Below are 26,101 nucleotides of genomic sequence, written 5' to 3' on the forward strand. Positions count from 1 at the left end.
TTGATACCAAAAAATGAAATCTTGTCGCCATTAAGCGAGTAACGGCTCAATGCTTTTAATACTGTGAATATTCTGTTGTTGATAAAAATCTTTAAAATGTTCAGCTAACTTTTCACTTTCAACAAATACCTGTTGCCAATAATGTAAGCGCTGCGCCGGTTTCATTTCGACAAAATCACTACGGTCGGGGATTTTATTAAACGGCAGTGATGCAACAAACTCAGCAGATGGACATAAAAGCACGGTTTTGTCGTAGTGTTGTAAACGCGCTTTACGAGACAGGTTTTTATCAAACCAGCCAGGCTTTAATGTAGAACTGAAATGTGGATACAGAGTTAAGCCTTCATTTTGAATTTTAAAATCAAAATGATAGTCAATAATCCCACCATCGCGGTACATGCCTTGTGGGCAGTCGGCAATGTCTTTTATGCCTTGCATAACGATAGGAATAGAGCCAGATGCTAACAGCGCCGCTTTAATATTACGCTGGCTCAATGCCATGGACGTGGTAGCAATATTGTCAGGATCATAAATGCTTAAATTGCTTTGACCATGTTGAAAAATGTAACGCTCATACTGACTATTAAGCAGAGGCCTACTGATGGTATTTCTAATAAAACTATTAAATAAGCCTGCCCCTTGCTTGATTTTATTTTCTGATGCAACCAATCCATTGCATTTAGCCACAATAAAATGGGCTTTAAAGACTGGGTTATTAATTATTTCATCTGCACCAGTGTCACCAAATAACTCATCAAGTAACTCAACTGCTTTGGCTGTTATTTCATCTGGTTGTGGTTTAGTGTCATTTGAATAAACAGTTTCACTGTAATTTTTGGCTAAACGTTCTATCGCCGCAACCGGGTCATTTTGGGCAAAGCACGCAGCGCGAAAAGCGCCAGCACTTGATCCAATTAGGTTTAAAGGTTGTTGTCTGCCTTTAAAAAACTCACCAAAAAGGTATTTGTCTAAGCCCAGTAAGGTGAACCATTTAGGCCCGCCACTGGCACCAAGAAAAGAGCTGAATAACTCTGGAGTAAACCCCTGTTGCTGTATTGTTTTTAAAGCCGTTTTACCGGCATATATTTCTAACATATGATTCTTATTATTAAACTGCCGCAATACATGCCGACAGCTGCCCTTGTTATTTTATGCTTGTGCCTGATTCCGAAGATCTTTACGCAATACTTTACCCACATTGCTTTTAGGCAATTCATTCATAAACTCAATGATTTTAGGACGTTTATAGTTAGTCAGCATTTTGTTGCAGTGATCAAAAATATCTTGTTCTGTTAATGTTGGGTCCTTACGCACGATATACACTTTGACGCGCTCGCCAGTAATATCGCAAGATACACCCACCGCAGCGGCTTCAAGTACGCCTTCATGAGACACTATCACTTCTTCAATTTCGTTAGGGAACACATTAAAACCAGACACGTTAATCATGTCTTTTTTACGGTCAACAATCTTAAAGAAACCATTTTCGTCCATAGTGGCAATGTCACCGGTTGCCAACCAACCATCGATTAATACTTCATCGGTGGCTTTTTGGCGATTGTAATAGCCTTTCATTACTTGCGGGCCTTTAACCCACATTTCACCAGGTTCACCTAATGCAACATCTTCACCATCGGCACCCACTAAACGAATATCGGTTGATGATGCCGGTAAGCCAATCGAGCCGTTGTAGCTTTTTTGGTTATAAGGGCTCATTGTCACTAATGGCGCACATTCTGTTAATCCATAGCCTTCAAGTAAACGACTTTTAGTCACTCGTTCCCAATGTTCTGCAACCGGCCTTTGCACCGACATTCCGCCGCCAAAACCCATTTTTAATGCACTGAAATCAAGTTGATCAAACCCTGGAGTATTCAACAGTCCGTTAAACAAGGTGTTCACACCCGTAATCACGGTAAAGCGATATTTAGCCAGTTCTTTAACAAAGCCGGCCATGTCTCTTGGGTTGGTGATTAATAAGTTAGTGCCACCAAATGGCAAGAAGGCTAAGCAATTAGAGGTTAGTGCGTAGATATGATAAAGCGGCAATGCAGTGATAATCAGCTCTTTGCCTATTTCATAAACGTTCTTGGTAACCGCATTGGACTGCTCAAGGTTGGCAACCATATTACGGTGAGTCAGCATGGCACCTTTTGAAGGGCCTGTAGTGCCGCCAGTGTATTGTAAAAAGGCTAAGTCAGAACCGATAACATCAACTGGCTTAAAGGTTTGTTTGCTGCCTTTTGCCATGGCGTCATTAAATTTAACCGCATTAGGTAAATCGAACGCTGGCACCAATTTCTTCACGTGCTTAATCGCGCCGTTAACTAATGCGCCTTTAATCAGGCCTAATCGGTCACCCACACCAGTGGTGATAACATGTTTAACATCGGTTTTATCAATGACTGCCTGCAATACATGGGCAAAGTTTTCTAAAATTAAAATAGCTTTAGTGCCAGAGTCTTTTAATTGATGTTCTAATTCACGTGGGGTATACAGTGGATTAACATTCACCACAGTTAAGCCTGCGATAAGTGCACCAAATAATGCGATAGGATATTGCAGTGTATTGGGGATCATGATGGCAAACTTATCGCCTTTCACTAGCCCTAAGTCTTGCTGTAAATAGGCTGCAAAGTCTGTCGCTTGCTGGGCAAGCTGTTGATAAGTAATGCTGACATCCATGTTGATAAACGCCGTATTAGTGGCATATAACTTGGTATATTTTAAAAACAAATCTGCCAACGAGTTGTATTTATCTGGATCAATTTCAAACTCAACCCCAGGCGGATAACTCTTTTCTAGCCAAATCCTTTCCATAATACTGTCCCCAATTATTACAATATTGTCAGCTGCCTAACTCGGCTGCTGTGATTATTATTTTTATTCTTAACACACCTTAACAAACACTAACCTACACTCAGTTTTACAACACTTCAAATAAACCTGCAGCGCCTTGACCACCACCAATACACATACTGATCACCACGTATTTAACACCACGACGTTTACCTTCAATTAACGCGTGCATCACCATACGAGTACCGCTCATGCCATAAGGATGACCAATAGAAATTGCGCCGCCGTCGACGTTTAAACGATCATATGGAATGCCCAATTTTTCTGCACAGTAAATGACCTGAACCGCAAACGCTTCATTGATTTCCCACAAACCAATGTCATCAATATTCAAACTATGACGTTCAAGCAACTTAGGAATGGCAAAAATTGGACCTATGCCCATTTCATCTGGCTCACAACCTACAACCACCATGCCTCGGTAAACACCTAACGGCTTAAGACCGCGTTGCTCAGCGAGTTTTCGTTCCATTACCACAACAGCGGCAGCACCGTCAGACAGTTGCGATGCGTTACCGCCAGTAATTGAGCCGTTATCTTTTACCGCTTTTAAACCCGCTAAGCCTTCAATATTGGTTGAAGGACGATTACCTTCATCTTGAGTTAAGGTGACTTGTTCTTTAGTGATATCTCTGCTGGCTTTATCCATCACCAATTTTGTACACGTAACAGGCACAATTTCGTCATCAAATTTACCTGCAGCTTGTGCATCAGCAGTGCGTTGTTGCGAGATTAATGCATAAGCATCTTGTGCTTCACGCGAGATGCAATAACGATTAGCAACCACTTCGGCGGTATCAAGCATCGGCATATAAATCGCTGGACGATACGCTTTAACACTTGGGTCGACGGCTCGGTGCATGTTCATTTTATCGTTTTGAACCAAGCTGATTGAGTCACAACCGCCAGCAACTACCACGTTGGCGCCATCACAAACAATATGATTAGCCGCGATAGCAATAGACATTAATCCTGATGAACATTGACGATCTACCGTCATACCAGGCACAGACACTGGCAGTTTTGCCGCCATGGCCACTTGACGACCAAAGTTCATCCCCTGGTTACCTTGAGTTAACGCAGCACCAAAAATACAATCTTCAATTTCATTCGGGTCAATACCCGCACGTTCAACGGCTGCATTAACAGCAACTGCGGCTAATGTCGGTGCAGATAAATCGTTAAATGCGCCACGGTATGCTTTACCGATCGGGGTTCTTGCTACAGATACAATAACGGCTTCTCTCATGGTAATTCCTTTGTTTATCTGTCTTTAAAGACATGTAGTTTTTATGTTTGCTAGTGCGAGCTTACTGTTAATGGTTTTGCTGCTCATGCAGTATCGCCATTAATATCAAGCTCAATCCGCATCGAATAATTTATTGCTGTTGCGACTTCATAAAAGCCATCGCCTTCATCACAAACTTCTCGCCTTGTTGAGCTCCAGACTTCAATGCTTTTTGATTATCTTGCGCAGTGAGTTGCGCCCAGTTGTCACGCACCGCTTCTGGGGTTTGTGATGCTTTAGGAATAAAACAGCCTTCGGTTTCAAAAATACTGGCACTTGAATAACCGCCCGCACCAGCACATAAAATAAACCGAGTTGGCGCAAGTTCATCACACAAGGTCAGCATGCCAGCAGTAACAGCCTCTGGCGCGAAGGCTTTAACGATTTCTTCTGGCATTAAATCTTCTGTCATACGCGTGCCCGCTGTTGGGGCCAACGCATTGATGTGGATGTTATTTTTGGCACCTTCAAGCACTAAGGTATTCATTAACCCAAGCACTGCCATTTTGGCTGCACCATAGTTAGACTGACCAAAGTTACCGTACATGCCGCTTGACGATGTGGTCATCACAATGCGGCCATAATTTTGCTGCTTCATGATTTCCCATACCGCTTTAGTGCAGTTTACTGAGCCCATCACGTGTACATCCATCACTAGCTTAAAGTCATCTAAGGTCATTTTAGAAAACGATTTGTCGCGTAAAATCCCTGCATTATTAATTAAAATGTCGACACGGCCCCACTTGTCCATGGTTTGCTGCACCATGTCTTGTACTTCATCAAAGTTGGCTACGTTTGCGCCATGACTAATGGCTTCACCGCCCATTTCTTCAATTAAACGAACCACATCTTGTGATGCTGCAGAAGATGCACCGCTACCATCGCGTGCGCCACCTAAATCATTTACCACGACTTTGGCGCCACGTTTAGCGAGTTCCAATGCATGTGAGCGGCCTAAACCATTACCGGCACCTGTGACTATGGCTACTTGTCCTGCAAAACTGATCGTCATGTTGGTTCCCTCAATATACTGATAAATCATCTTGTTATAATGTAGTTATATGTCTGATTACTTGACCATTTGCACAGAAATCCACTCAGCCACTAATGCCGGAGTATCTACACCTTCAATTTCAATGGTTACTTCGGTTGATAAACGGAATTGTCCTGGTTTCTTTTCTTCAATCGAAAGGGTTTTAGCGTGTGCTCTAATGCGGCTATTAACGGTAACCGGCTGTAAAAATCTCACCTTATCGAAACCGGCATTCAAGCCCATATAAAAACCGTCAATGATGACGCTAAATTCTTCAGCAAAATGTGACAACATGGAAAGTGACAGGAAGCCATGGGCAATGGTCGAGCCAAAAGACGTGGCTTTGGCTTTTTCTTCATCTACGTGGATAAACTGATGATCCAGTGTGCAATCCGCAAACTGATTAATCTGATCTTGAGTGATTTGATACCAGCCTGTTGGCTCGGCTTGGAAGCCAATATAGTTTGTGATGTCGTTACGATTGATGACTGTCGGCATTGTTCCCTTTCCTCTTGTACTTTAAAAGTACTGTCCATGAATGAAATTTAAGCGATATCTCATGCTAATTGGGCTGAGCACATTAAACAAATGAATAGTTTTGATACCAAGACATTCGCAATATGAATAGTCTAGAGTGTTGAAAAGGAATTAACACGTCGGGGATTCATAACAAAAACGCATTACCCAATTAATGAGTAATGCGTTAATAACAATGGATTTATACTAGCTATAATTGAGAAATCACCCCGTGAATCAAAATACAACTATAGGCAAAGTCTGACTGGTAATACTCATCTAGGGAATCAACTTACCTACAAATAACTCAGCTCAGTCAGTGATAACCGATGATGACTATGACCAACTTGGACATCATTCAATTTAGGCTAAAACCAGTCGGCTTGCATGTCAAAACTGGTACTGTCAGTACTCCTCAACAGAGATGACCACACCGCAATTTTGGGTAATTCAAAGCGATAGAAATACTGCGATGCCTGTAACTTACCTTTATAGAAAAACTCATCAGCTTGATGCGGTTGCTGTGCTAAGGCTTTGGTGGCAACCATACTTTGTTTAAGCCATAACCATGCAATAATGACATGGCCAAACAACTCTAAATACTTAACTGAGTTGGCTAAGGCTAAATCGATATTCTTCGTTGCCATGCCGTTAAGGACGGCTTCGGTTGTCAGCGTTAATGTCTCTACCGCTTCGCTTAGCTTCTGGGTATATTCGCTCAAGCTGTCGTATTGTTTGGCTTGTTCAATAGTTTTAGTTATTTCGTGTAAGGTGGCTTTATAACCCTGCATCTTATTCATCGGCACTTTACGGGTGATCAAATCTAACGATTGTATTCCCGTGGTGCCTTCATGTATTGGGTTTAGGCGGTTATCACGATAAAACATCTCAACTGGATGTTCATTGATGTAACCATGCCCGCCCATGACTTGAATAGCATAAGAGTTAGCTTTAGGGCCATATTCAGATGGCCAGGTTTTAATGATTGGGGTTAAAAAATCTAATAAAGTATGGGCATGTTCACGCTGCTCACTGGTGTCTGCAGTACGTTCGTCATCGCTTAATTGAGTCCCATACAACACTAACGCCATTGCCCCTTCTGCATAGGCTTTTTGCGCTAATAACATGCGTTTTACATCAGCATGCTCAATGATGTTGACCATAGGGGATTGCGGGTCTTTACACGAGGGTAGTCGACCCTGCGGACGGTTTTTAGCGTAATCGACTGAATATTGATAACCAGCCACAGCCAATACCGCACCACTGGTACCCACCATGATGCGAGCTTCATTCATCATGTGGAACATGTACTTTAAACCGCAATGTTCTTCACCGACCAAATAGCCTATTGAGCCATTTTTTTCACCAAAACTCAGAGCAGTTGAGGTTTGCGCGCGGCCACCCATTTTATGAAATAGCCCAGCGAGAGCGACCTCATTGTCTTCACCGACTGAACCATCTTCATTAAGCAAAAACTTAGGTACCACAAATAACGAAATACCTTTCACACCTTTTGGTGCGCCTTGAATTCGTGCTAACACCAAATGAACGATGTTGTCGCTTAAATCATGGTCTCCGCCTGAAATATAAATTTTATTGCCAGTAATGCGATAAGTACCGTCGTCCGACTTGACTGCCTTGGTAATTAAGTCACCCAAAGCCGAGCCACTGCCAGGTTCGGTCATGGCCATGGTGCCCATAAAACGGCCTTCGCGCATGGGCTTAACCCAAGTGTTAATCAGTTCTGGACTGCCATGTGCTTGCAACAAGTTGGCGTTGGCTGTGGTTAACATGTTGTAACCCATACCGACACCGCCAGCCACACTCAAAAATGAGGCTGCTGCACTGGCGATAATCGGCGGTAATTGCATACCACCTAAATCATAATCTGCAGTAGCAGAACCAATACCAGACTCGTTAACCGCATCGATTGCGGTTTTAAGTTCTGGAATGATATGCACTTTTTTACCATCAAATGTCGGTTGGTGAGTATCCAATTTCTGACGGATAGGAAGAAAGTATTTTTCTGCGATCGCTTTTGCCGTAGTGACAACTTCATTAAAGGTCTGGCGATCGTGATCTTGATAACGTGCTCGGCTCGTTAGCGCTTCACTGTCAAACAGTTCGTAAAGCATAAATTCGAGATCGCGTTCATTCATTAACGTTGCAGGCATAATATTCTCTTCTTATCTTGTGACTAAGCAGAGGCCGATGTTGGCATCTGCTTACCATGTTTAGACTTATTAATGAGTCTCAAAAATGTCCGTCAATAGCGTCCATCAACAACCGCTACATCCGCTTAAAATGCTGACACGCCGCCATCAACGGCAATGCATTGTCCTGTCATATAAGTGTTGGCGGGAGATAACATCATTAGCATCACTGCGACGATTTCTTTTGGCTCTGCTAAACGATTCATTGGCGCGCCACGGGCCATTTTCTTTTGCTTTTCTTCGTCAGCAAAGTTGGTCACCATCGGCGTGAGAGTAAAGAATGGGCATATTGCATTAATACGAATATTTTCACGGCCGTATTCCACTGCACCGGTTTTAGTTAAGCCAATAACAGCATGTTTTGCCATAGCATAAGCACTGCCTCGAGCTGCACCACCTAAACCAGCCATTGAACTGACATTGAGGATGGCGCCTTCGCCTTGTTTAAGCATTTGTTGTATTTGGTGACGCATGCCAAATTGCACACCTTTAACGTTAATCGCAAACTGGCTGTCCATAATGGACTCGTCAATGTGGTGCAGCGGCATAAACTCGTGTGCGATACCGGCATTGTTAACACCAATATCCACTCGGCCAAAATATTCAATTGCAGTATCGACCATGGCTTTACAGGATTCATTCTTAGACACATCGCATTTCATTGCGACCACTTCTGCACCTGTCGCGGCAATGGCATCGGCCACTTGATGTACGCCAGCTTCGTTAATGTCACTGATGACTAACTTAGCGCCACGTTTGGCTAACTCTTCGGCCAATAATTTACCAAAACCTTGTGCGGCGCCTGTAATAACGGCGACTTTGCCAGTAAAGTCTAATAATGGATCCATGCGAGTAACTCCTGTAATTGATGGTCTTATTGTTATAGTGAGTGTCTGTTTATCTATTTTTTATCATTTGTTCTTAACTTCAATCTTAAGTATTAACTATTAAAATGAGTGTTAACGTCGCTTTATCACGGTAAATGTCGTTGATAAAACGCTGCTATTTTTCTTGGGCGACAACCTGCAATGCCATTTGTGCCAGTGGCTCAACGAACGCCCCCACTTTATTGGCATGTTCATTTGATGCATTGCCTTCTGCGGCACGTTTTGCCACCCCTTGCGCAATCGCCGCTAAACGGAAGAAGCTAAACGCAAGGTAAAAAACCCAGTTTTCAATCCGTTCAATGCCCATACGTTGGCAATATAAATCGACATATTCTTGTTCAGTCGGAATGCCTAAGCTGCCACGGTCGATATCTTTTAAACCATCAATACTGCCCATCCCAGCTGGCATACGTAATTGCATGCATTGATAAGCAAGGTCGGCATATGGATGACCTAATGTTGATAATTCCCAGTCGAGCAACGCTATAACCTGTGGCTTATCTTTGGCAAACATCATGTTGTCTAATCTAAAGTCGCCGTGGACTAAACACACACGGCCATCATCTTCGGGTAAGTTGTCATCAAGCCACTGACTTAGCTGGTCCATTGCAGAAATTTTCTTAAGCTCGGTTAACCGATATTGCGATGTCCAGCGAGTCAATTGGCGCTCAAAGTAGTTACCCGCTTTGCCATAATCACTTAAGCCAACGCCATCAACATCAACACTGTGCAAAGCCGCCAATACTCGGTTCATTTCGTTGTACATCGCTGAGCGGCGTTCATCGGAGTCTATCTCGGCTAACGATGCGCTCCAGTAAACAGTGCCATCGCAATATTCCATTAAATAGAACATTGAACCGATAACCGTAATGTCTTCACACAGATGGAATACTTTTGCTACAGGCACATCGCTGTCTTTTAAAGCATTAAGGACCCGATATTCGCGATCTACAGCATGAGCAGACTTTAATAACTTGCCTGAAGGTTGACGGCGTAACACATACACACCCGATTTTGCGGACACTTTAAACGTCGGATTAGACTGACCGCCGGCAAACTTTTCTAAGGTAATCGGGCCTTTAAAACCATCGACTTGATCTTGTAAGTAAGCAGTCAGCTGTTCATTATTAATTGATAATACTTGGGGCATTTGGCAATACTCTTGTTGTTATTCTTAGTCATTGGATCGCAGTCATTAAAATTAGTCAGCTTGAATCAGTGTTTACGATCCAATGTTTAGCAATCAATGTTTAGCAATCAATGCTCATAAATAATTGCGATCTGATCGGTGACACGGCATTTAGATTGAAACGCAGTTATGCGTTTCAATCTGTTGCTGATATCTGCGACTTATCGATTTATTCAGTAATCTTTTTCACTAAATCACGACCTAACTGCATCATATGCACTTGGTCTGGGCCATCGGCTAAACGCAAAGTACGTTGGCCTGCCCATGCGTGTGCTAAGAAAGTATCTTGACTCACACCCACTGCACCGTGGCACTGAATAGCACGGTCAATCACATCAAGAGACATGTTCGGCGCGACAATTTTGATCATGGCAATCAGTTCTTTGGCGGCTTTATTGCCGTCTGTATCCATTTTTTGCGCCGCTTTTAAGGTCATTAAACGGGCTTGTTCAATTTGGCAGGCAGATTTAGCAATATCTTCACGTACTGACTGTTGCTTGATCATCGGTTGACCAAACACAATACGTTCACCAACGCGTTTACACATTAAATCTAACGCGCGCTGGGCTATACCGACTGAGCGCATACAGTGATGAATTCGTCCAGGGCCAAGACGGCCTTGAGCAATTTCAAAACCTTTGCCTTCTGCAACAATAATATTTTCAACCGGTACGCGAACATTGGTAAACGTCACTTCACCGTGACCTTCTGGAGCGTCGTTATAACCAAACACTTTCATTGGCCGCACTAACGTCACGCCCGGGGTGTTCATTGGCACAAGCACTTGTGATTGCTGAATATAACGATTGCTGTTGGTTGGGTCTGTTTTGCCCATCACGATCATAATTTCACATTGCTTACGACACGCGCCGCTGATGTAAAACTTACGGCCATTAATGACATACTCGTCACCATCACGTTCAATGCTTAACTCAATATTAGTCGCATCACTTGAGGCAACTTCTGGTTCTGTCATGGCAAACGCTGAACGGATTTTGCCTTCTAGCAATGGCTCTAACCATTGTTTTTTCTGGGCTTCATTACCGTATTTAGCCAATACTTCCATGTTGCCGGTATCGGGTGCCGCACAGTTAAACACTTCAGATGCCCACATCACTTTGCCCATAATTTCAGCCAGCGGTGCGTATTCTAAATTAGTCAATCCAGCACTGTATTTACCGTAAGCAACGGGCAGAAATAAATTCCATAATCCTTCTGCTTTCGCTTTGGCTTTTAATTCTTCCATTAACGGAGGCGTTGACCAAAGATCAAGCTCTACCTGCCGGTGCATTTCTTCTTCTACCGGAAACACGTTCAAATCCATAAAATCATTTACACGTTTGATTAATGCTTGAACTTTTTCACTGTATTCAAAATTCATGTTCTACCCTTCTATTGGTTATTACGGTGTAATAGCAGTGCTAGAGTGAGGCTTAATATTTCAATTAAGACTCAAGCAGATCAGCAAACGTTAACTGAGTGACGTTAATGATTTTTTGTTAAACGGTTTAATATCCGCGATGGCTTTGTGTTTAATTTTATTGACCCACTGCGGATCGACTAATAAGGCGCGACCGACAGCGACTAAATCAAATTCGTTATTGTTTAAACGTACTAATAACTCATCAATGCCAGTTGGATTAGACGTACCCGATAAATCGGCATTACCTTCGCCAATAAAGTCAGCGTCTAACCCCACATTGCCAACAGTAATAACAGGCTTATTGGTCAGCTTTTTTGTCCAACCCGCTAAGTTAAGGTCTGAACCTTCAAATTCAGGCACCCAAAAACGACGTGTACTGGCATGGAAAATATCGACGCCAGCATCGCTTAGCAAACCTAAAAATGTTGCTAACTCTGCAGGGGTTTGACACAGTTTTGCGCTGTAATCTTGTTGTTTCCACTGTGAAAAACGGAAGATAATCGTAAAGTCATCACCCACAGCGGCGCGAATCGCTTTTACAATTTCAACACCAAAGCGAGTACGATTTTCTAACGATCCACCGTATTGGTCATCACGTTGGTTCGTGCCTTCCCAAAAGAATTGATCAACTAAGTAACCGTGGGCGCCGTGTACTTCAATGGCATCAAAGCCAATGTTTTTGGCATCCAATGCGGCTTGTGCAAAAGAAGCAACTACTTCGTTGATATCATCCTGGGACATAGCAACGCCATTTTTAGCACCGGGTTTATACAAGCCAGATGGACTATAAGCTGGGGCTTCTTTGTCTGGGCCAACGCCGGGTTTTCTTACAGAACCTACATGCCAAAGCTGTGGTGCAATTTTGCCACCTGCCGCATGCACTTCATCCACTACGTGTTTCCAGCCAGCTAATGCTGCTTCGCCATAAATAGCGGGTACGTTTTCATAACCGTTAGCGGCTTTATGAGAAATAAATGTGCCTTCGGTAATAATTAATCCCACGTCACCCTCAGCACGTCTGCGGTAATATGCTGCAACTTCTTTATTAGGAATGTAATTTGGTGAAAACGCACGTGTCATTGGCGCCATAACGGTTTTGTTTTTAAGTGATAACGATTTAGTGTTAAATGATTCAAATAACTTATCGATACTGGTGTTTTTGTCACTGTTCATGGGTGCTTCCTAGCCTGTTATATTTTTTATTTTGTCTGCAATATTGTTTTTACTGTCGGTAATGGGTTACCTCATTAGACAGTTAGCCAATCAAATAGCCACCATCAACATTAATAGCCGTACCCGTGGTGTAGCTTGATGCGTTTGAGGCGAGATACAACACTGTGCCGGCCATTTCATCTGGCTGAGCCACACGCTTCATTGGTACGTGGTACATCATTTGTTTCAAAATGGCTGGGTTATCAACTAACGCAGAAGCAAACTTGGTATCTGTTCCGCCGGGTAATAGAGCATTCACGCGGATATTGAATTGGGCACATTCTTTGGCGAATGCTTGTGTCATTGAAATAACAGCCGCTTTAGTAATAGAGTAAATACCTTGGAAGTCGCCTGGGATGACGCCATTAACAGACGCGACATTAATGATTGAACCACCGCCACTGTCTTTCATTAATTTTGCGCCTTTGGTCGACATAAAAAAGTAACCACGAATGTTAACGTCAACGGTTTTTTGAAAGGCGATTAAGTCAGTATCAATAATGTGACCAAAATATGGGTTAGCAGCAGCGTTATTGACCAGAATATCTAGTTTGCCATGTTGCTCTGTAATGGCGGCGAAAATCGACTCTATTTGATCCATGTCGCCAATGTGACACGCAATAGCTTGTGCACTGCCGCCGGCTTTAATAATATCATCAACCACTATCTGGCATGCTTCGATTTTTCGACTTGATACAATGACATGGGCGCCATACTGAGCTAATACTTTGGCAACACTTTCGCCAATACCACGGCTTGCACCAGTCACTAAGGCAACCTTCCCTGTTAAATCAAACAAATTGACATTGTTCATGTTTTTTCCTTTATATTTTTTGATTAATGGTTCAAAGCGCTAAAGTACCCTGATATTACCTAAAGGTTACCCAGTCATCGCCAGCCTGTTCTAAGTGACTGTAGTTATTAAAATAATCAACACTCAACATATTTTCGGAAAATAACAGTTTAGTAACAGCTGTATTTCTGGCCTGTTGATTCAAGGCTAATGTTTGTCGATCGTTCAATTGCAAAATGTGCTGCACAATTGCCGAAATTGTCCCTCCGGAGGTAAACACTAAAACGTCTTTTGATTTTGTTATGTGATTTCCGGCAGTGATAATCTCACGTTTTTTTGCTAATTCTTGTTCAATAATATTCTGCAGAGCCCGAATGCAACGCGCCTTAAATTGTGGCCAACTCTCTTTGTATTCATTGTCTTTATCACCCGTTATCCAACGATCGAGCGCTTGAGAAAATTCTTTTTGTAGCGTTTTATTGGGTTCATTACGTTGACTGATTTCATGGCTCATTTCTGCGAAGTTTTGCCACTGATCATTGTATTTTTTTAAAATATCGACATGGTCAAACTCATTAAAACCAGAGTGGATAACCATTGGGGTGGTTTCACCTTGATAGCCTTTTACAAAGCTGGTTAACGTTTGCCCATGACGCAATAAATCACCACAATAAAACTTGCTAGGTATCGCTCTAGCACGCCAATACTCTCCTAATATCGCAGCTTGCTGACTTCCTTTATCTGACAGTTGATCATAATCAGTACTTCCAAAAGATGCCTGTCCGTGTCGAATCAAATAAATTGCTGCCATATGAGGTCTCTAACTGAATGAAATGATGGTTCAATACCAAAGTAATAAATTAACTAGCTACTTAAATTACTATTTAACTGATTGTTTAGATTGTTGTTAATTTAGGTTTAACCGCTTTGAAAGCAACATGGAATTATTTTCGAACACCAGTACTTGCTATTAATAATGACAACGTTAGCGTTTATTTAACCCACTATTGTATTGCACCGAATCTACTTGACTATGCTAATAGCAACATCTAAATTGAACAAATGAATAGTTCTAATACCCTACTATTTATATTTTAAATAGTGACAGTGCTACTTGATACCTAATACTAGACAGCAGATATGAGTTGAGGTGTTCTCAACATAAACAGTGAGATCACCGGAGTAAGAATGAAAATTGATTTGAATTTGTTTGTGGTTTTCGATGCGATTTATTGTGAGGGAAACATAACCAAAGCAGCGTCAGTGCTAAATTTATCGCAACCTGCGGTGAGTCATTCATTAGGTAAACTGCGGACTCACTTTGATGATGCTTTGTTTATAAGACAAGGTAATGAAATGCGCCCAACACCAGTGGCCAAGAACGTCATTGATGACGTGCGTGAAGCATTACATCAGTTACAAGTGTGTTTGGTACAGTCTCGACAATTCGAACCATTAACTTCACGTAAGAGTTTTTCATTGTCATTGCATGGTTCGCTAGAACCCTACTATTTACCGATACTGCAACAGAGTTTGTCTTTAGAGTCTCCGTCCATCAATTTAAGCAGTAATAAAAGAGTTAGACGCACAGAACTGGAAAACAAACTGGCCAGTGGTGATATTGACTTGGCAATTGATACACTTATACCTGTTAGCAATAACATTATGCATACTCAATTAGAGCTTGACCAACTTGTTGTTGTTGCACGTAAAAACCATCCAGCAATGAATCCTGATCTTGATTTAGCAACCTACCTTAAACTCGACCATGTGCTGGTTTCATCTCGCTCCACTGGCCCTAGCCTAGAAGATTTTGAATTATCACGTATTGGCTTACACCGTAAAATTTCATTACGTTGCCAACATGCATTATCAGCCTGCCGGGTCATTTTAAATAATGACATGTTGCTAACACTGCCCAAAACCGCAGCAGCTATGTATAGCAAGATGCTTGATATTGATATACACCCAATGCCGGTTGAATTACCTGATATTGGTGTTCATTTATATTGGCATGTTAACGTTGACAAAGAGCCAGCCAACAAATGGCTTAGAAACAAGATGATTATTGCGGCAACTGAAACTAAAAGACCGACTTAACGACGGACAGTTGTTATTATTGATTTTTTATTCAGAATAACCCGTTGATTAAGTTAAGGTTAATTTGAGGTTAAGTTAGTAGCATGCATAGAGTTTTATTATGTTTGCAATCAAATTTAACCTTAAAAAACAAACAACGTTAGTTCAATTTAGCTATAACAAGCAGATTACATTAGTGTCATTTTCTATGCATTTTTTGTCATAACTAAAGAGCTTAATACTTATTACTAAATCACATTGTTGAGCAGTTCCACACACATATAAGTATTTTAATGCGCACCATCATCCATTGAGTTAATGATTACAGCGTATTTATGATAAGCATCATCAGCATTCATCGGTTTTGAAAAATAATATCCCTGTGCAACATCGCAATGATGTTCAATCAAAAAGTCTAATTGGTCTTGTAATTCAACTCCCTCAGCCGTGACACATTTACCTAATGAATGCGCCATGTTTATCACCGCTTTTACCACGGCTTGATCTTCAGCTGAATGAATTAGATTACAGATAAATGACTGGTCAATTTTTAACATTGTTGCTGGCAGTGATTTAAGATAAGCAAGTGATGAGTAGCCCGTGCCAAAGTCGTCGATAGCCACATGAATATCAGCTTGGATAAGCTTTTGTAAAATATCAATTGATTGTTCAGGAATGGCCATCAAAGCGGTTTCTGTGATTTCAAACTTAAGCCACTTAGGTTCGGCACCAATATCTGTAATAACAGCCAGTAAATCGTCAGCTAAGTTAATGCTCATCAATTCTAGCGCAGACAAATTGACTGATACCCTTTTGAAGTCAAAACCTTGCTCATGCCATTTCACTAACTGTTGGCATACCGTTTTGAGCATCCAACGGCTTAATTCAAAGATTAAACCAGTATTTTCGGCAATAGGGATAAATTCAGCCGGAGAGATAAGCCCAAAGTCTGGATGGTCCCAACGCATCAACGCTTCAAATCCACCTAGGCCTTGGCTTGGTAAAAGGATTAAAGGCTGATATACCGCAAACAATTGATAATGTTCAATAACAGGTTCAGCTAACGCTTTACGTAACCCCTGCTCAATAATGAGACGGCGTTTATTATGTATCGCTTGTTGTTTGTTACAAAATGCCACCCCAAACGGTCTTTTTTTCGCTTCATACAAAGCTGAATCTGCTTGGTTCAATATCGCTTCAGCATCTTTGCCATCTTCAGGAAAAAGACTAATACCCACACGACAACCTAAAATAATGGTTTGTTCTAAAAACTCAAAATGTTGTTGAAATACTTCAACTAATTCAGTCGCAATGGCATTTGCTTCATCGGCAGCTTTATTGGGTAATGCAATACAAAATTTATCACCGCCAAAACGTGACACTGTGAAGGTTCCATTTAGCGTAGTACTAATGCGTGTAGCCGCCTGCTGTAGAATATAGTCGCCAGCACTATGTCCAAAGTTATCATTAATAATTTTAAAACGAGTAAGATCTAAAAATAGTAATGCCAGCGGCTGTTGATTTTGCAGACATATTTGAATATTTTCGTCGAGTAAAATCTTAAAAAAATAACGGTTAATTAAGCCCGTTAAGTCGTCATAGTGCGACAGCTGATACAACATATCTTGTTGCTGTTTACGCGATGTCACATCGTGGGCAATACCTTCGCAACCAATGCATTCACCTTCATCATCATACATAGGTCGTTCAAGCACCTCAAAGGTATGAATAACGCCATTCGTATCAAATATTTCTATCTCAAATGGCGCTAATTTCTCTCCGTTAATAATGCGTTGGATATATCCTGAGATCAGTTGATTTTTCGGATTGTCAGTTAACAATTTATAATAATATTCGCCAAATCCAGTAATAGTGAGCCCTAAAATATGAGTCACTGAAGGACTGACATATTGTACAAAACCATCGGTATCGTGCTGATAAAAAATGTATTCATCTTCTAACGACTCAACCAAACCACGGTATCTATTTTCGCTAATGGTAAGCTGAAGCGTCCGTTCCAAGACGTTTTTTTCAAGATTATTTTTTAATTCGTTTAATGCCATATTGGCATTTGCAGTATTAATATTAGCAATGGTTAAGGCTTGATTATTCCGTCTAGCTTGCAAAATCCACACACTAAGCAACAAAATTAATACACCTGCCACCGCCGCAAACTCAATCAAATCTTGGTTATCTTTCGGCAGCGTAATATTTGCCCCCCAAGCTTCATTAATGGCAATTTTTTCAGTAGAGCTCAACGAGCTCAACCCTTTCTGCATAATACTGGCTAAAATAGGAAAGTCTTGTCTGACTGCAATGGATTCATTAGCATTGTTTTTTTCGTAAAAGGCGAAGAATTTCAAATCAGAAAATGAGTACTTTAACTGATAATAATTTGCTGCAGCTAAAAAGGTGATTGCCGCATCGGCTTGATTAGCCTGCACAGCTTCCATTGCTTCACGCATGTTATCAACCACAAATGGCGTTACGCTGGGGAACTCTTTAATAAGTTTATCGGAATATTGATAATCCTTCACTATCGCAATGGTTTTATTAGCAATATGACTGCGGTTATTAATTTGATGGTTATTATTTTTACCAATAATCACCAGCGATTTATAAACAATTGGACTAGTGAACAAAAATTGGTTTTCGCGCTCAGGTGTGTTGACCATGGTTAACACTATATCAATCTCTTTTTGCTGCAGATTTTTGACGATATCTGGCCAGCGATGTTCATCATTTATGACAAACTCTATGCCTAACTTTTGCCCAATCAACAACAAAGTATCAACTGCCATTCCAACAATTTGATCGTTTTCATTGATATAAGTATAAGGAGGGAAATAACCATCCACACCCACACGAATTGGTTGATGTTCGCTCAGCCATTGTTGCTCATGTTCATTAAGGGTTATTGGCCTAACAGCGGTCATCTCGACAACATCAGCACGTGTAAAGTTAGCGAATGACAATAATAACAATATACAAAGAAAAACATTTGTATAGGCAGTCGGTTTTTTCGGCATTATTATTTTATTCCTGGTGTTTATATAGCCAATGCTAAAACTAACACCGGTAAAATGTAATGAACTTGTGAACGGAACATTTAATCGTAGCACATTTAAAACAATAGCCTACAATTTTAACCATTAACTATAATTTTTCAATTACTTAGTCGCGCACATTTAGATGATTTATTTATACTAAAAAAGGTTACTGACATACAAACTTTAATAAGTATTTTGTGTCAATAACCTTTAGTGAACTGTATTTTTGTGATCAAGCGCTCAACCATACGGTTTATGTCGATCTGGGGAGTGTGAACAGTAGGCCAAACAATATTAGTACTGCCATCGGTGTATTATTATCTTGTAATAGACAAGCTGCATCCATGCAGTCGTCGGTAACTGCTCCTGCGTTACTCTAGCTCCTGCATCCATGCAGTCGTCGGTAACTGCTCCTGCGTTACTCTAACTCCTGCATCCATGCAGTCGTCATTTAAGTCTACTATCAGGATTTTGGTTGAGGTTTATCCGTTATCGCTAAGTAATAACAGCACAGTCGATTATTGACTGAAGCTTAACTCACTAAACGACAACGACATCTTGCCTAATCCTTGATATTCAATCTGCAGAGGTTTATCCATGTCGACTTTAAGTACACCGCAGTATGAGCCGGTAATTATCGCTTGGCCGGCTGTAATCTCAATGCCGCGAGTGGTTAAAAAATTCACTAACCAGTACAAAGGTGATGCAGGTAAATCACACGGATGACAACCGTCATAGGTATTGGTAGTTTGTTGTTGAGTGACCGTTATTTGGATTTTGCTAGCCATCAATGCCTTAGCTATGTCAATTTCTGGGCCTAAGTACAACCCCTGATTACTGAGTCCGTCAGCCAATTTTTCAACAAATGTGGCTGGATAATCTCGGCTAAATCGTTGTTGAATTAACTCCAATGCCATATGAGTAGCGCTAATTTGCTGATTAATTTCGGTTTCAGAGTAATGACGATGAGCCTCAAAAGTTTGACCAACAACAAAAGCGATTTCAGGCTCAATCAGGGCACGCTGTGCAGATGATAAAATGGCACATTCTTGTTGATTGACAATGGCATCGGCCAAAATAGGTGCAACAATCAAATCGCCATTGTCTCGCGGCGTTAAACATTTCCAGCCAGTAACATTATGTTGATTCAACGCAATCATCGCGACTTGGATTTCAAGTGCCGTTTCAATACTGTCTATATGCTGTTCAGGTAGTAAATTTGACTCAGGCTTAACACAATGCCTTTGTGAAAAGAGATGTTTGGCAATGTCGTTTATATTCGTTTGTTGAACCATTACGGTTTCCTATTGCGATAGTGAAATACTTTAACAAGCGAAGCATTAGTCGCGAGTAAGTGATTATTATAAATACATCTTCGGTTAGTATTAACGCCACACATTATTCACAGCTGTATCGATGCTAGTCGCGTTAAAGTTAGTGGCATTTAAGCTGATGACTCCGCACAAACAACCACAGCATCAAAGCTAGTATAAAGTAACGCTCACGTTATCCAGCTTTGCGTTGTTTTAACTGTGCTTTAGTTTGCTCAAACCATTGATAAACAATCTCGCGTGCTTGCTCCGATGGCATTGCATTAGACGCGCCTCTAATCTGGTCGATTTCGCACATCAACGGCTGAGTTTTAGTGATTTTGATACCAATAGTCATTCGCTCAGGCTTAGCCATTTTAAACGCACAATAATGTCCGTTGGCAATGCTTTGATGATAAATAGCGATACAGTGACCTTGTTCCAGGCCTTCTGCAACGAGTTCATCATAACGGCTAATAGCCATAATTTGACTATTGGCTGTAAGCAATTGCGGATAGGCGATATCAGCATTTTGTGGGCGGGCATTAACTACCGATATTTCATTGCGCTCAAGCACCCAGCGATCATGTAACTGGCGTAAATCTTCAATCGACGGCAATTGACTAACCCGTTGCAGCGGATCGAAAACCCCTAGCGCGACGCCTAAATGCAAAGTGTCATTCAAGTACGCCATTAATTTACTTCGTCTTTGTTGCTGATTAAACGCCAAATCGAGCCCAAGCGGAGTGCCAGTAAAAAATGGGTACATGTGATCAACACTCAGAGCAGTTAAGTTAATCTGTTGATAATGCTTAAAACGACTAAAGTGTTCAAATCGCACATCTAACTGACGTTTAACATGCAGTAAATCGGCTTCTCGTTCATAGGTTAACGTTAACTTATCAATAAACTTAAGCGCTGCTTTACTGCTGTGATAGCCCAGCGCCGTTAAAATCTGCCGCTGACCAAGTAAACAAAATTCAAGCGCTTGTTGATTATCGACACTGCATTGCTCGCAAATCAGTAATAACAACACCGGTCTGCTGAGTAATATCTGTAATGCGGGTTCACAATTAGCTGCCAGCCACAACATTTGGTATTGATGCTCTGCAAAAGGCTGAGTGATCTTCAACAAATGTTGCGGAATAGTCGCCAACCAGGCTCGACCAGCTTCGCTTTGAGTCACTAAATCAAGTCCTAGCCCTAACCCGCCTTCCAGTTGCTCATTAGATTGATGATTAAAGGTTCTAAATCCAGCTAAGCCATTATCCCAGCAGTGTAATTGAACATCATAATCAAAACCCCATTCGCGCATAGGGATGGATAACGCACCAGTCATGTCGACTCCTAAAACAACCAAATCAATAATGTAGCTGATATTGAAACTTATTTGGCATCAGATTCTATAGCAATCGATTCAACCGCGCAGATATCAGCCAATTTACACGGTTCGATACTTCCCTAACACAAGGTTAACGCCATTGTCTGCTATATAAGCAGATTATAAATCGACAACTTAGCGCTAACCTGTATAATCCGCGGCCTATTTACTTACATATACTTATGTCTGTCTTATTCACACGTGGCTGTTGTCTTGCCCTTTGTTGATAAATATTCAGTAGTACACAGTTGGAACATTGCTTTGATTTCTACCGCTAATATCACCATGCAGTTTGGCCCTGAGCCATTATTTGAAAACATCTCGGCTCAATTTGGTCACGGTAACCGTTACGGTTTAATCGGCGCAAATGGCTGTGGTAAATCCACGTTTATGAAAATTTTGAGCGGTGCTTTGGCTCCAACATCAGGAAACGTGTCGATTACGCCAGGCTTTAAAGTCGGTACGCTTAGTCAAGATCAGTTCGCGTTTGAACAATATAGTGTTGTCGACGCAGTGATCATGGGTGATGTCGGACTGTGGAAAGTAAAACAAGAACGTGACAGCATTTATGCAAAAGCAGAAATGACCGACGAAGACGGCATGCGAGTAGGCGACCTAGAAAGTCAGTTCGCGGAAATGGACGGCTACACAGCTGAAAGTCGCGCTGGTGAAATTCTGTTAGAAGCCGGCATTGAAGAGTCATTTCACTTTGGTTTAATGCAACAGGTTGCTCCAGGTTGGAAATTGCGCGTGCTATTAGCACAAGCTTTATTCGCTAACCCAGACATTTTGTTACTCGACGAACCTACCAACAACTTGGATATTCATACCATTAGTTGGTTGGCAACAGAGCTAAACAAACGTAAATGCACCATGATCATCATTTCGCACGACAGACACTTCTTAAACTCTGTTTGTACCCACATGGCTGACATCGATTACGGCGAATTACGTGTTTACCCTGGTAATTACGAATATTTCTTAGCTCAATCTGGGCTAATTCGTGAGCAACTATTAGCAGGCAACGCCAAGAAAAGTGCTGAAATTGACGAGCTGCAAGACTTCGTTAACCGTTTTGGTGCAAACGCATCTAAAGCAAAGCAAGCTAGTTCACGCGCTAAAAAAATGGACAAAATTAAGTTAGATGATGTTAAGTCATCTAGCCGTATAACCCCATCAATTCGTTTTGCAGAAAGCAAAAAGCTGCATCGCCAAGCACTCGTACTTGAAGAGTTGTCACACGGTTTCGACGAAGTGTTATTCGAACACGGCGACCTTATTCTTGAAGCGGGTTCTAAACTGGCGATTATTGGCGAGAACGGCGTAGGTAAAACGACCCTATTGCGCTGCTTAGTAAATGAATTGCAACACAATCATGGCCGTATTAAATGGTCTGAAAATGCTGCGATTGGTTACTGCCCGCAAGACAGCACCGCTGACTTTGATAATGACATGACTTTATTTGATTGGATGTCATTATGGCGCACACCAAAGCACAATGATTTAATGGTTCGCGGCATGTTAGGTCGTCTGTTATTTTCTGATGACGACGCCAATAAAAAAGTCCGCAACTGTTCTGGTGGTGAGAAAAACCGCCTATTATTCGGTAAGTTAATGATGATGGATATTAACGTACTGGTAATGGACGAGCCAACCAACCACATGGACATGGAAGCGATTGAAGCGCTAAACCAAGCCTTGAAATTATTTGAAGGCACATTGATATTTGTCAGCCATGACCGTGAATTTGTGTCATCTTTGGCAACACGCATTATTGATGTAAAAGGCAAAAGATTGATAAACTTCCAAGGTACATTTGATGAATACCTTGCAAGCCAAGCTGAAGCAGAAGCCCGAGGTTAACCTCTTTTTGGGCATGCGATACTCAATGTCCATTAACGGATAACATCGTTAAAGTAAGGTCTTCATGTTGCATAATATTGCAAAGATGAAGACCTTTTTTGTTTAATTCATTATAAAGATAATGGTTAAGCAGAAATCGCGATTGCAGATGTAAGTATAAAGATCCGAAGTGTAGACATGAACAACTGTCAAACTTGTCATTTACTTTACTAACTGTGCGAATTAACGCCGTTAGCAAAGCAAAGGCTGTTTGGGAGGCGTTGGTTATCACGAACTGAGGTTATTTATATTCATAAAGCCTAATCAATAGTAATCCGTTGCAGATACACGTAAAATCTACGCCTAAAATTAATAACTAACGACATAAAATAGCGAAAATATCATGAATAGAAAAATCGAATTATTGGCACCCGGTGGAGATGTCGATGCGATCAAAGCTGCGATAATAGCCGGTGCAAACGCCGTTTATTGTGGCTTAGATACCTTCAACGCCCGTAACCGTGCAGCAAACCTATCATTCGATGACTTAATTGGTGTTATCGCGCTTGCACATCAATATCAGTGTGAAGTGTTTCTTACTATGAACATCGTTATTTTAGAAAACGAAGTTCCGACATTGGTTAAATTGCTCAATCAGCTTGTGAATACGGGTATCGACGGTATTATCGTCCAGGATTTAGGCCTGTTTAATCTAGTGACTAAACATTTTCCAAGCCTAGCAATTCATGCCTCAACCCAGCTGACAACTCATAACGAAGGTCAAATTGGCTTCTTAGCCAAAATCGGCGCCACTCGAGTCAATTTATCTCGTGAGCTAAACCTTGGCGAAATTAAAAGCCTCACCACCCTCGCCCACGATCACGAAGTGCTTACCGAAGTTTTTGTTCACGGTGCATTATGTATCGCCTTCTCTGGTCAATGTTATTCAAGCTCAGTGAGTGTTGGTAATTCTGGCAACCGTGGCCGTTGTAGCCAGGCATGTCGTGACGAATATGAAGTCACAGCTGCGGGCAACAAATTTCCGCTGAATCTAAAAGACAACTCAGCTTACTTTGATTTACCAGAATTGGTTGATGCCGGTGTTGACTCACTCAAAATTGAAGGCCGCATTAAAGGTGCACAATATGTGCATACCGTGGTGGATAGCTGGCGTAAACAGATCGACAAATTTATCGAAACTGGCAAGCTATTAGCCGATGACTCGAACTTACATAAAGTATTCAACCGTGATTTTACCAACTCGTTTTTAAAGGGTAACCTCACCAAAGACATGTTTATCGACAATCCACGCGATAACAGCTTTAAACATGCTAACGATAAAAGTAACGCGATATCAGTGGTTCAAATTCAAGAAGCGCAACAAACACTGTCGTCAGAAAAAGACGCCATTGTGCAACTGGTTGCCGAAAAAATTAATCACCTGAGCATTGCCAAGCCAACGTTAGCACTGGCATTTTCAGGTCAAGTTGATCAACCATTGTCGATCACGGTGACCACGCCAGACCAACACTTTGTGATTGAATCATCTATCTCTCTAACCCAAGCGACAGAATCGCGGGTTGATGAAGCGGCCATTGAGAAACGCTTTAAAAGCTTAAAAGGCAGTGGTTACTTGTTACAAGCGTTTAATTATGACGGCTTGCAGGCTGATTTAAGCCTACCATTTAGTCAGTTAACTCAGCTTAAAAACCAACTGTTATTACAGCTAACACAAAGAGAATACATAGGTGCAGTAACCTTACCCAAGTTACCTAAGCATCCTAAAGTAACAGAAACACCGACATTATCTTTGCTTATTAGTGATGAAAAAGACGTCAACTTATGTGATGTTACCGATGCCGACATCTACTTTAAGCTGCCTGAAAGCTTTAAGAAAAACGACAACAAGTATATTGATATCTTTTTACGCAACCCAAGATTAATCCCGTGGTTTCCGGCTGTGCTTATTGGCAAAGATTACATCGAAGCAGTAAGAGTGTTAGAAGTGGTTAAGCCTAAGCGAATTGTTACTAACAATACCGGCGTCGCGTTTAAAGCTTATGAAATGGACATTGAGTGGATCGCAGGCCCGTTTTTAAACACCACTAACTCTTATGCCTTGCTGACATTACAAGAGCAATTGAATTGTGCTGGTGCGTTTATTTCGAACGAGATTAATCGTAATCAAATTAAAAACATCGCCAGGCCGGAAAACTTCAAACTGCTTTACAGCATCTATCACCCAATTTTGATGATGACCAGCAGACAATGCTTTTTCCAACAAACGGTAGGCTGTAATAAGCCCAGCATTGAAGACGGTTGCATGCTCAAGTGTGAAAAAGCCACTACCATCACTAATGTGAAAGGTATTTCGTTTGCAGTAGACAAACAAAAAGGCGGTTACCCGAGCATCTATAACCACGAGCAGTTTTTAAACATCGAAGCTGTTGAAGATTTATCACACTTATTCGATGAGTTCTTTATCGATCTCACCAACATAGGATCTGGCTCAAAAGCCGAAATAGATAAAACTCAGCTGGTAACCCACTTCGAAAATGTCCTTAAAGGCGTTAGCGAATCGAAACTAGAGTTAAATCAACTGGTGACCATTTCGACTAATGCCCAGTATCAGCAAGGTTTATAATAACGCTGGATAATGACTCGCTCGACATAGAGTGTGATGGTTAACTTATGACTCAATTAATTTATCAGTTATTGATTATCAATGATCGATTGTGATAATAAGCGATAAGTTACCTAGTCCAACATAACAAACACCAAGGGTCGCATTAATGCGACCCTTGGTGTTTCTGATGCTAGCCGCTGTTAATTTCGCACTACAACATTCTTTATCGACGTTAATTTCAAGTTAACATATCAACAAGCTATATCCATCTAAATACCTCCAACGACCTTAAAAAAGCTTCATTTAGATGTACTAACAATCGTAATAACATTAACCCCATCGAATTGTAATACCAATTAAAGAACCTACATTACCAATTTGATTGGTGTTTTTTGACCCT

Annotated in this window: 18 protein-coding genes; 3 read left to right on the forward strand and 15 right to left on the reverse strand. The window is 41.3% G+C overall.

Annotated features, from left to right (window positions below):
• Positions 1-30: 30 nt before the first annotated feature.
• From SFRI_RS10605 to SFRI_RS10660, 12 genes are all read right to left on the reverse strand, one after another.
• The gene (locus SFRI_RS10605; RefSeq protein WP_011637517.1) at positions 31-1,095 is read right to left on the reverse strand and encodes a patatin-like phospholipase family protein; all 1,065 of its coding nucleotides are present in this window, start codon (positions 1,093-1,095) and stop codon (positions 31-33) included.
• Positions 1,096-1,149: 54 nt separating this feature from the next.
• Positions 1,150-2,820, reverse strand: coding sequence for an AMP-binding protein (locus tag SFRI_RS10610; protein WP_011637518.1), 1,671 nt, complete (start codon positions 2,818-2,820; stop codon positions 1,150-1,152).
• 106 nt (positions 2,821-2,926) lie between these two features.
• Positions 2,927-4,108: an acetyl-CoA C-acyltransferase gene (locus tag SFRI_RS10615; protein WP_011637519.1), complete on the reverse strand. Its 1,182-nt coding sequence runs from the start codon at positions 4,106-4,108 to the stop codon at positions 2,927-2,929.
• A 130-nt stretch (positions 4,109-4,238) separates the two neighbouring features.
• Positions 4,239-5,159: an SDR family NAD(P)-dependent oxidoreductase gene (locus SFRI_RS10620; protein WP_011637520.1), complete on the reverse strand. Its 921-nt coding sequence runs from the start codon at positions 5,157-5,159 to the stop codon at positions 4,239-4,241.
• 57 nt (positions 5,160-5,216) lie between these two features.
• Positions 5,217-5,678: a MaoC family dehydratase gene (locus SFRI_RS10625; RefSeq protein ID WP_011637521.1), complete on the reverse strand. Its 462-nt coding sequence runs from the start codon at positions 5,676-5,678 to the stop codon at positions 5,217-5,219.
• A gap of 386 nt (positions 5,679-6,064) precedes the next feature.
• Positions 6,065-7,870, reverse strand: a complete 1,806-nt coding sequence (locus SFRI_RS10630) for an acyl-CoA dehydrogenase (RefSeq protein ID WP_011637522.1) — start codon at positions 7,868-7,870, stop codon at positions 6,065-6,067.
• 125 nt (positions 7,871-7,995) lie between these two features.
• Positions 7,996-8,757 (reverse strand): SDR family NAD(P)-dependent oxidoreductase, encoded by a 762-nt coding sequence (locus SFRI_RS10635; protein WP_011637523.1) that lies wholly within the window; start codon positions 8,755-8,757, stop codon positions 7,996-7,998.
• 154 nt (positions 8,758-8,911) lie between these two features.
• Positions 8,912-9,946: a phosphotransferase family protein gene (locus SFRI_RS10640; protein ID WP_011637524.1), complete on the reverse strand. Its 1,035-nt coding sequence runs from the start codon at positions 9,944-9,946 to the stop codon at positions 8,912-8,914.
• Positions 9,947-10,154: 208 nt separating this feature from the next.
• Positions 10,155-11,366, reverse strand: a complete 1,212-nt coding sequence (locus SFRI_RS10645) for an acyl-CoA dehydrogenase family protein (protein ID WP_011637525.1) — start codon at positions 11,364-11,366, stop codon at positions 10,155-10,157.
• 90 nt (positions 11,367-11,456) lie between these two features.
• The gene (locus SFRI_RS10650) at positions 11,457-12,581 is read right to left on the reverse strand and encodes an NADH:flavin oxidoreductase (protein ID WP_011637526.1); all 1,125 of its coding nucleotides are present in this window, start codon (positions 12,579-12,581) and stop codon (positions 11,457-11,459) included.
• An 82-nt stretch (positions 12,582-12,663) separates the two neighbouring features.
• Positions 12,664-13,434 carry an SDR family oxidoreductase gene (locus SFRI_RS10655; RefSeq protein ID WP_011637527.1) on the reverse strand — a complete coding sequence of 257 codons (771 nt, stop codon included), beginning with the start codon at positions 13,432-13,434 and terminating at the stop codon, positions 12,664-12,666.
• Positions 13,435-13,489: 55 nt separating this feature from the next.
• Positions 13,490-14,224, reverse strand: coding sequence for a histidine phosphatase family protein (locus tag SFRI_RS10660; protein ID WP_011637528.1), 735 nt, complete (start codon positions 14,222-14,224; stop codon positions 13,490-13,492).
• 377 nt (positions 14,225-14,601) lie between these two features.
• Between SFRI_RS10660 and SFRI_RS10665 the strand changes: the two genes are divergently transcribed.
• Positions 14,602-15,513, forward strand: coding sequence for a LysR family transcriptional regulator (locus tag SFRI_RS10665; protein ID WP_011637529.1), 912 nt, complete (start codon positions 14,602-14,604; stop codon positions 15,511-15,513).
• 269 nt (positions 15,514-15,782) lie between these two features.
• On the opposite strand, the gene SFRI_RS21015 is transcribed toward SFRI_RS10665, so the two are convergent.
• The 3 genes from SFRI_RS21015 to SFRI_RS10680 all read right to left on the reverse strand — a co-directional run bounded on the left by SFRI_RS21015 (position 15,783) and on the right by SFRI_RS10680 (position 21,191).
• Positions 15,783-18,521 carry an EAL domain-containing protein gene (locus SFRI_RS21015; RefSeq protein WP_011637530.1) on the reverse strand — a complete coding sequence of 913 codons (2,739 nt, stop codon included), beginning with the start codon at positions 18,519-18,521 and terminating at the stop codon, positions 15,783-15,785.
• Between the two features lie 539 nt (positions 18,522-19,060).
• Positions 19,061-19,837 carry a hydratase/decarboxylase gene (locus SFRI_RS10675; RefSeq protein WP_011637531.1) on the reverse strand — a complete coding sequence of 259 codons (777 nt, stop codon included), beginning with the start codon at positions 19,835-19,837 and terminating at the stop codon, positions 19,061-19,063.
• Between the two features lie 211 nt (positions 19,838-20,048).
• Complete coding sequence (locus SFRI_RS10680; RefSeq protein WP_011637532.1) at positions 20,049-21,191, reverse strand: PcfJ domain-containing protein; 1,143 nt, start codon at positions 21,189-21,191, stop codon at positions 20,049-20,051.
• A 303-nt stretch (positions 21,192-21,494) separates the two neighbouring features.
• Between SFRI_RS10680 and SFRI_RS10685 the strand changes: the two genes are divergently transcribed.
• Together SFRI_RS10685 and SFRI_RS10690 are read left to right on the forward strand one after the other, a co-directional pair.
• Positions 21,495-23,096, forward strand: coding sequence for an ABC-F family ATPase (locus tag SFRI_RS10685; RefSeq protein ID WP_041412957.1), 1,602 nt, complete (start codon positions 21,495-21,497; stop codon positions 23,094-23,096).
• A 382-nt stretch (positions 23,097-23,478) separates the two neighbouring features.
• Positions 23,479-25,719 carry a peptidase U32 family protein gene (locus SFRI_RS10690; RefSeq protein ID WP_011637534.1) on the forward strand — a complete coding sequence of 747 codons (2,241 nt, stop codon included), beginning with the start codon at positions 23,479-23,481 and terminating at the stop codon, positions 25,717-25,719.
• Positions 25,720-26,101 lie beyond the last annotated feature (382 nt).

The sequence above is a fragment of the Shewanella frigidimarina NCIMB 400 genome (genome assembly GCF_000014705.1).
Taxonomy (GTDB): Bacteria; Pseudomonadota; Gammaproteobacteria; order Enterobacterales; family Shewanellaceae; genus Shewanella; species Shewanella frigidimarina.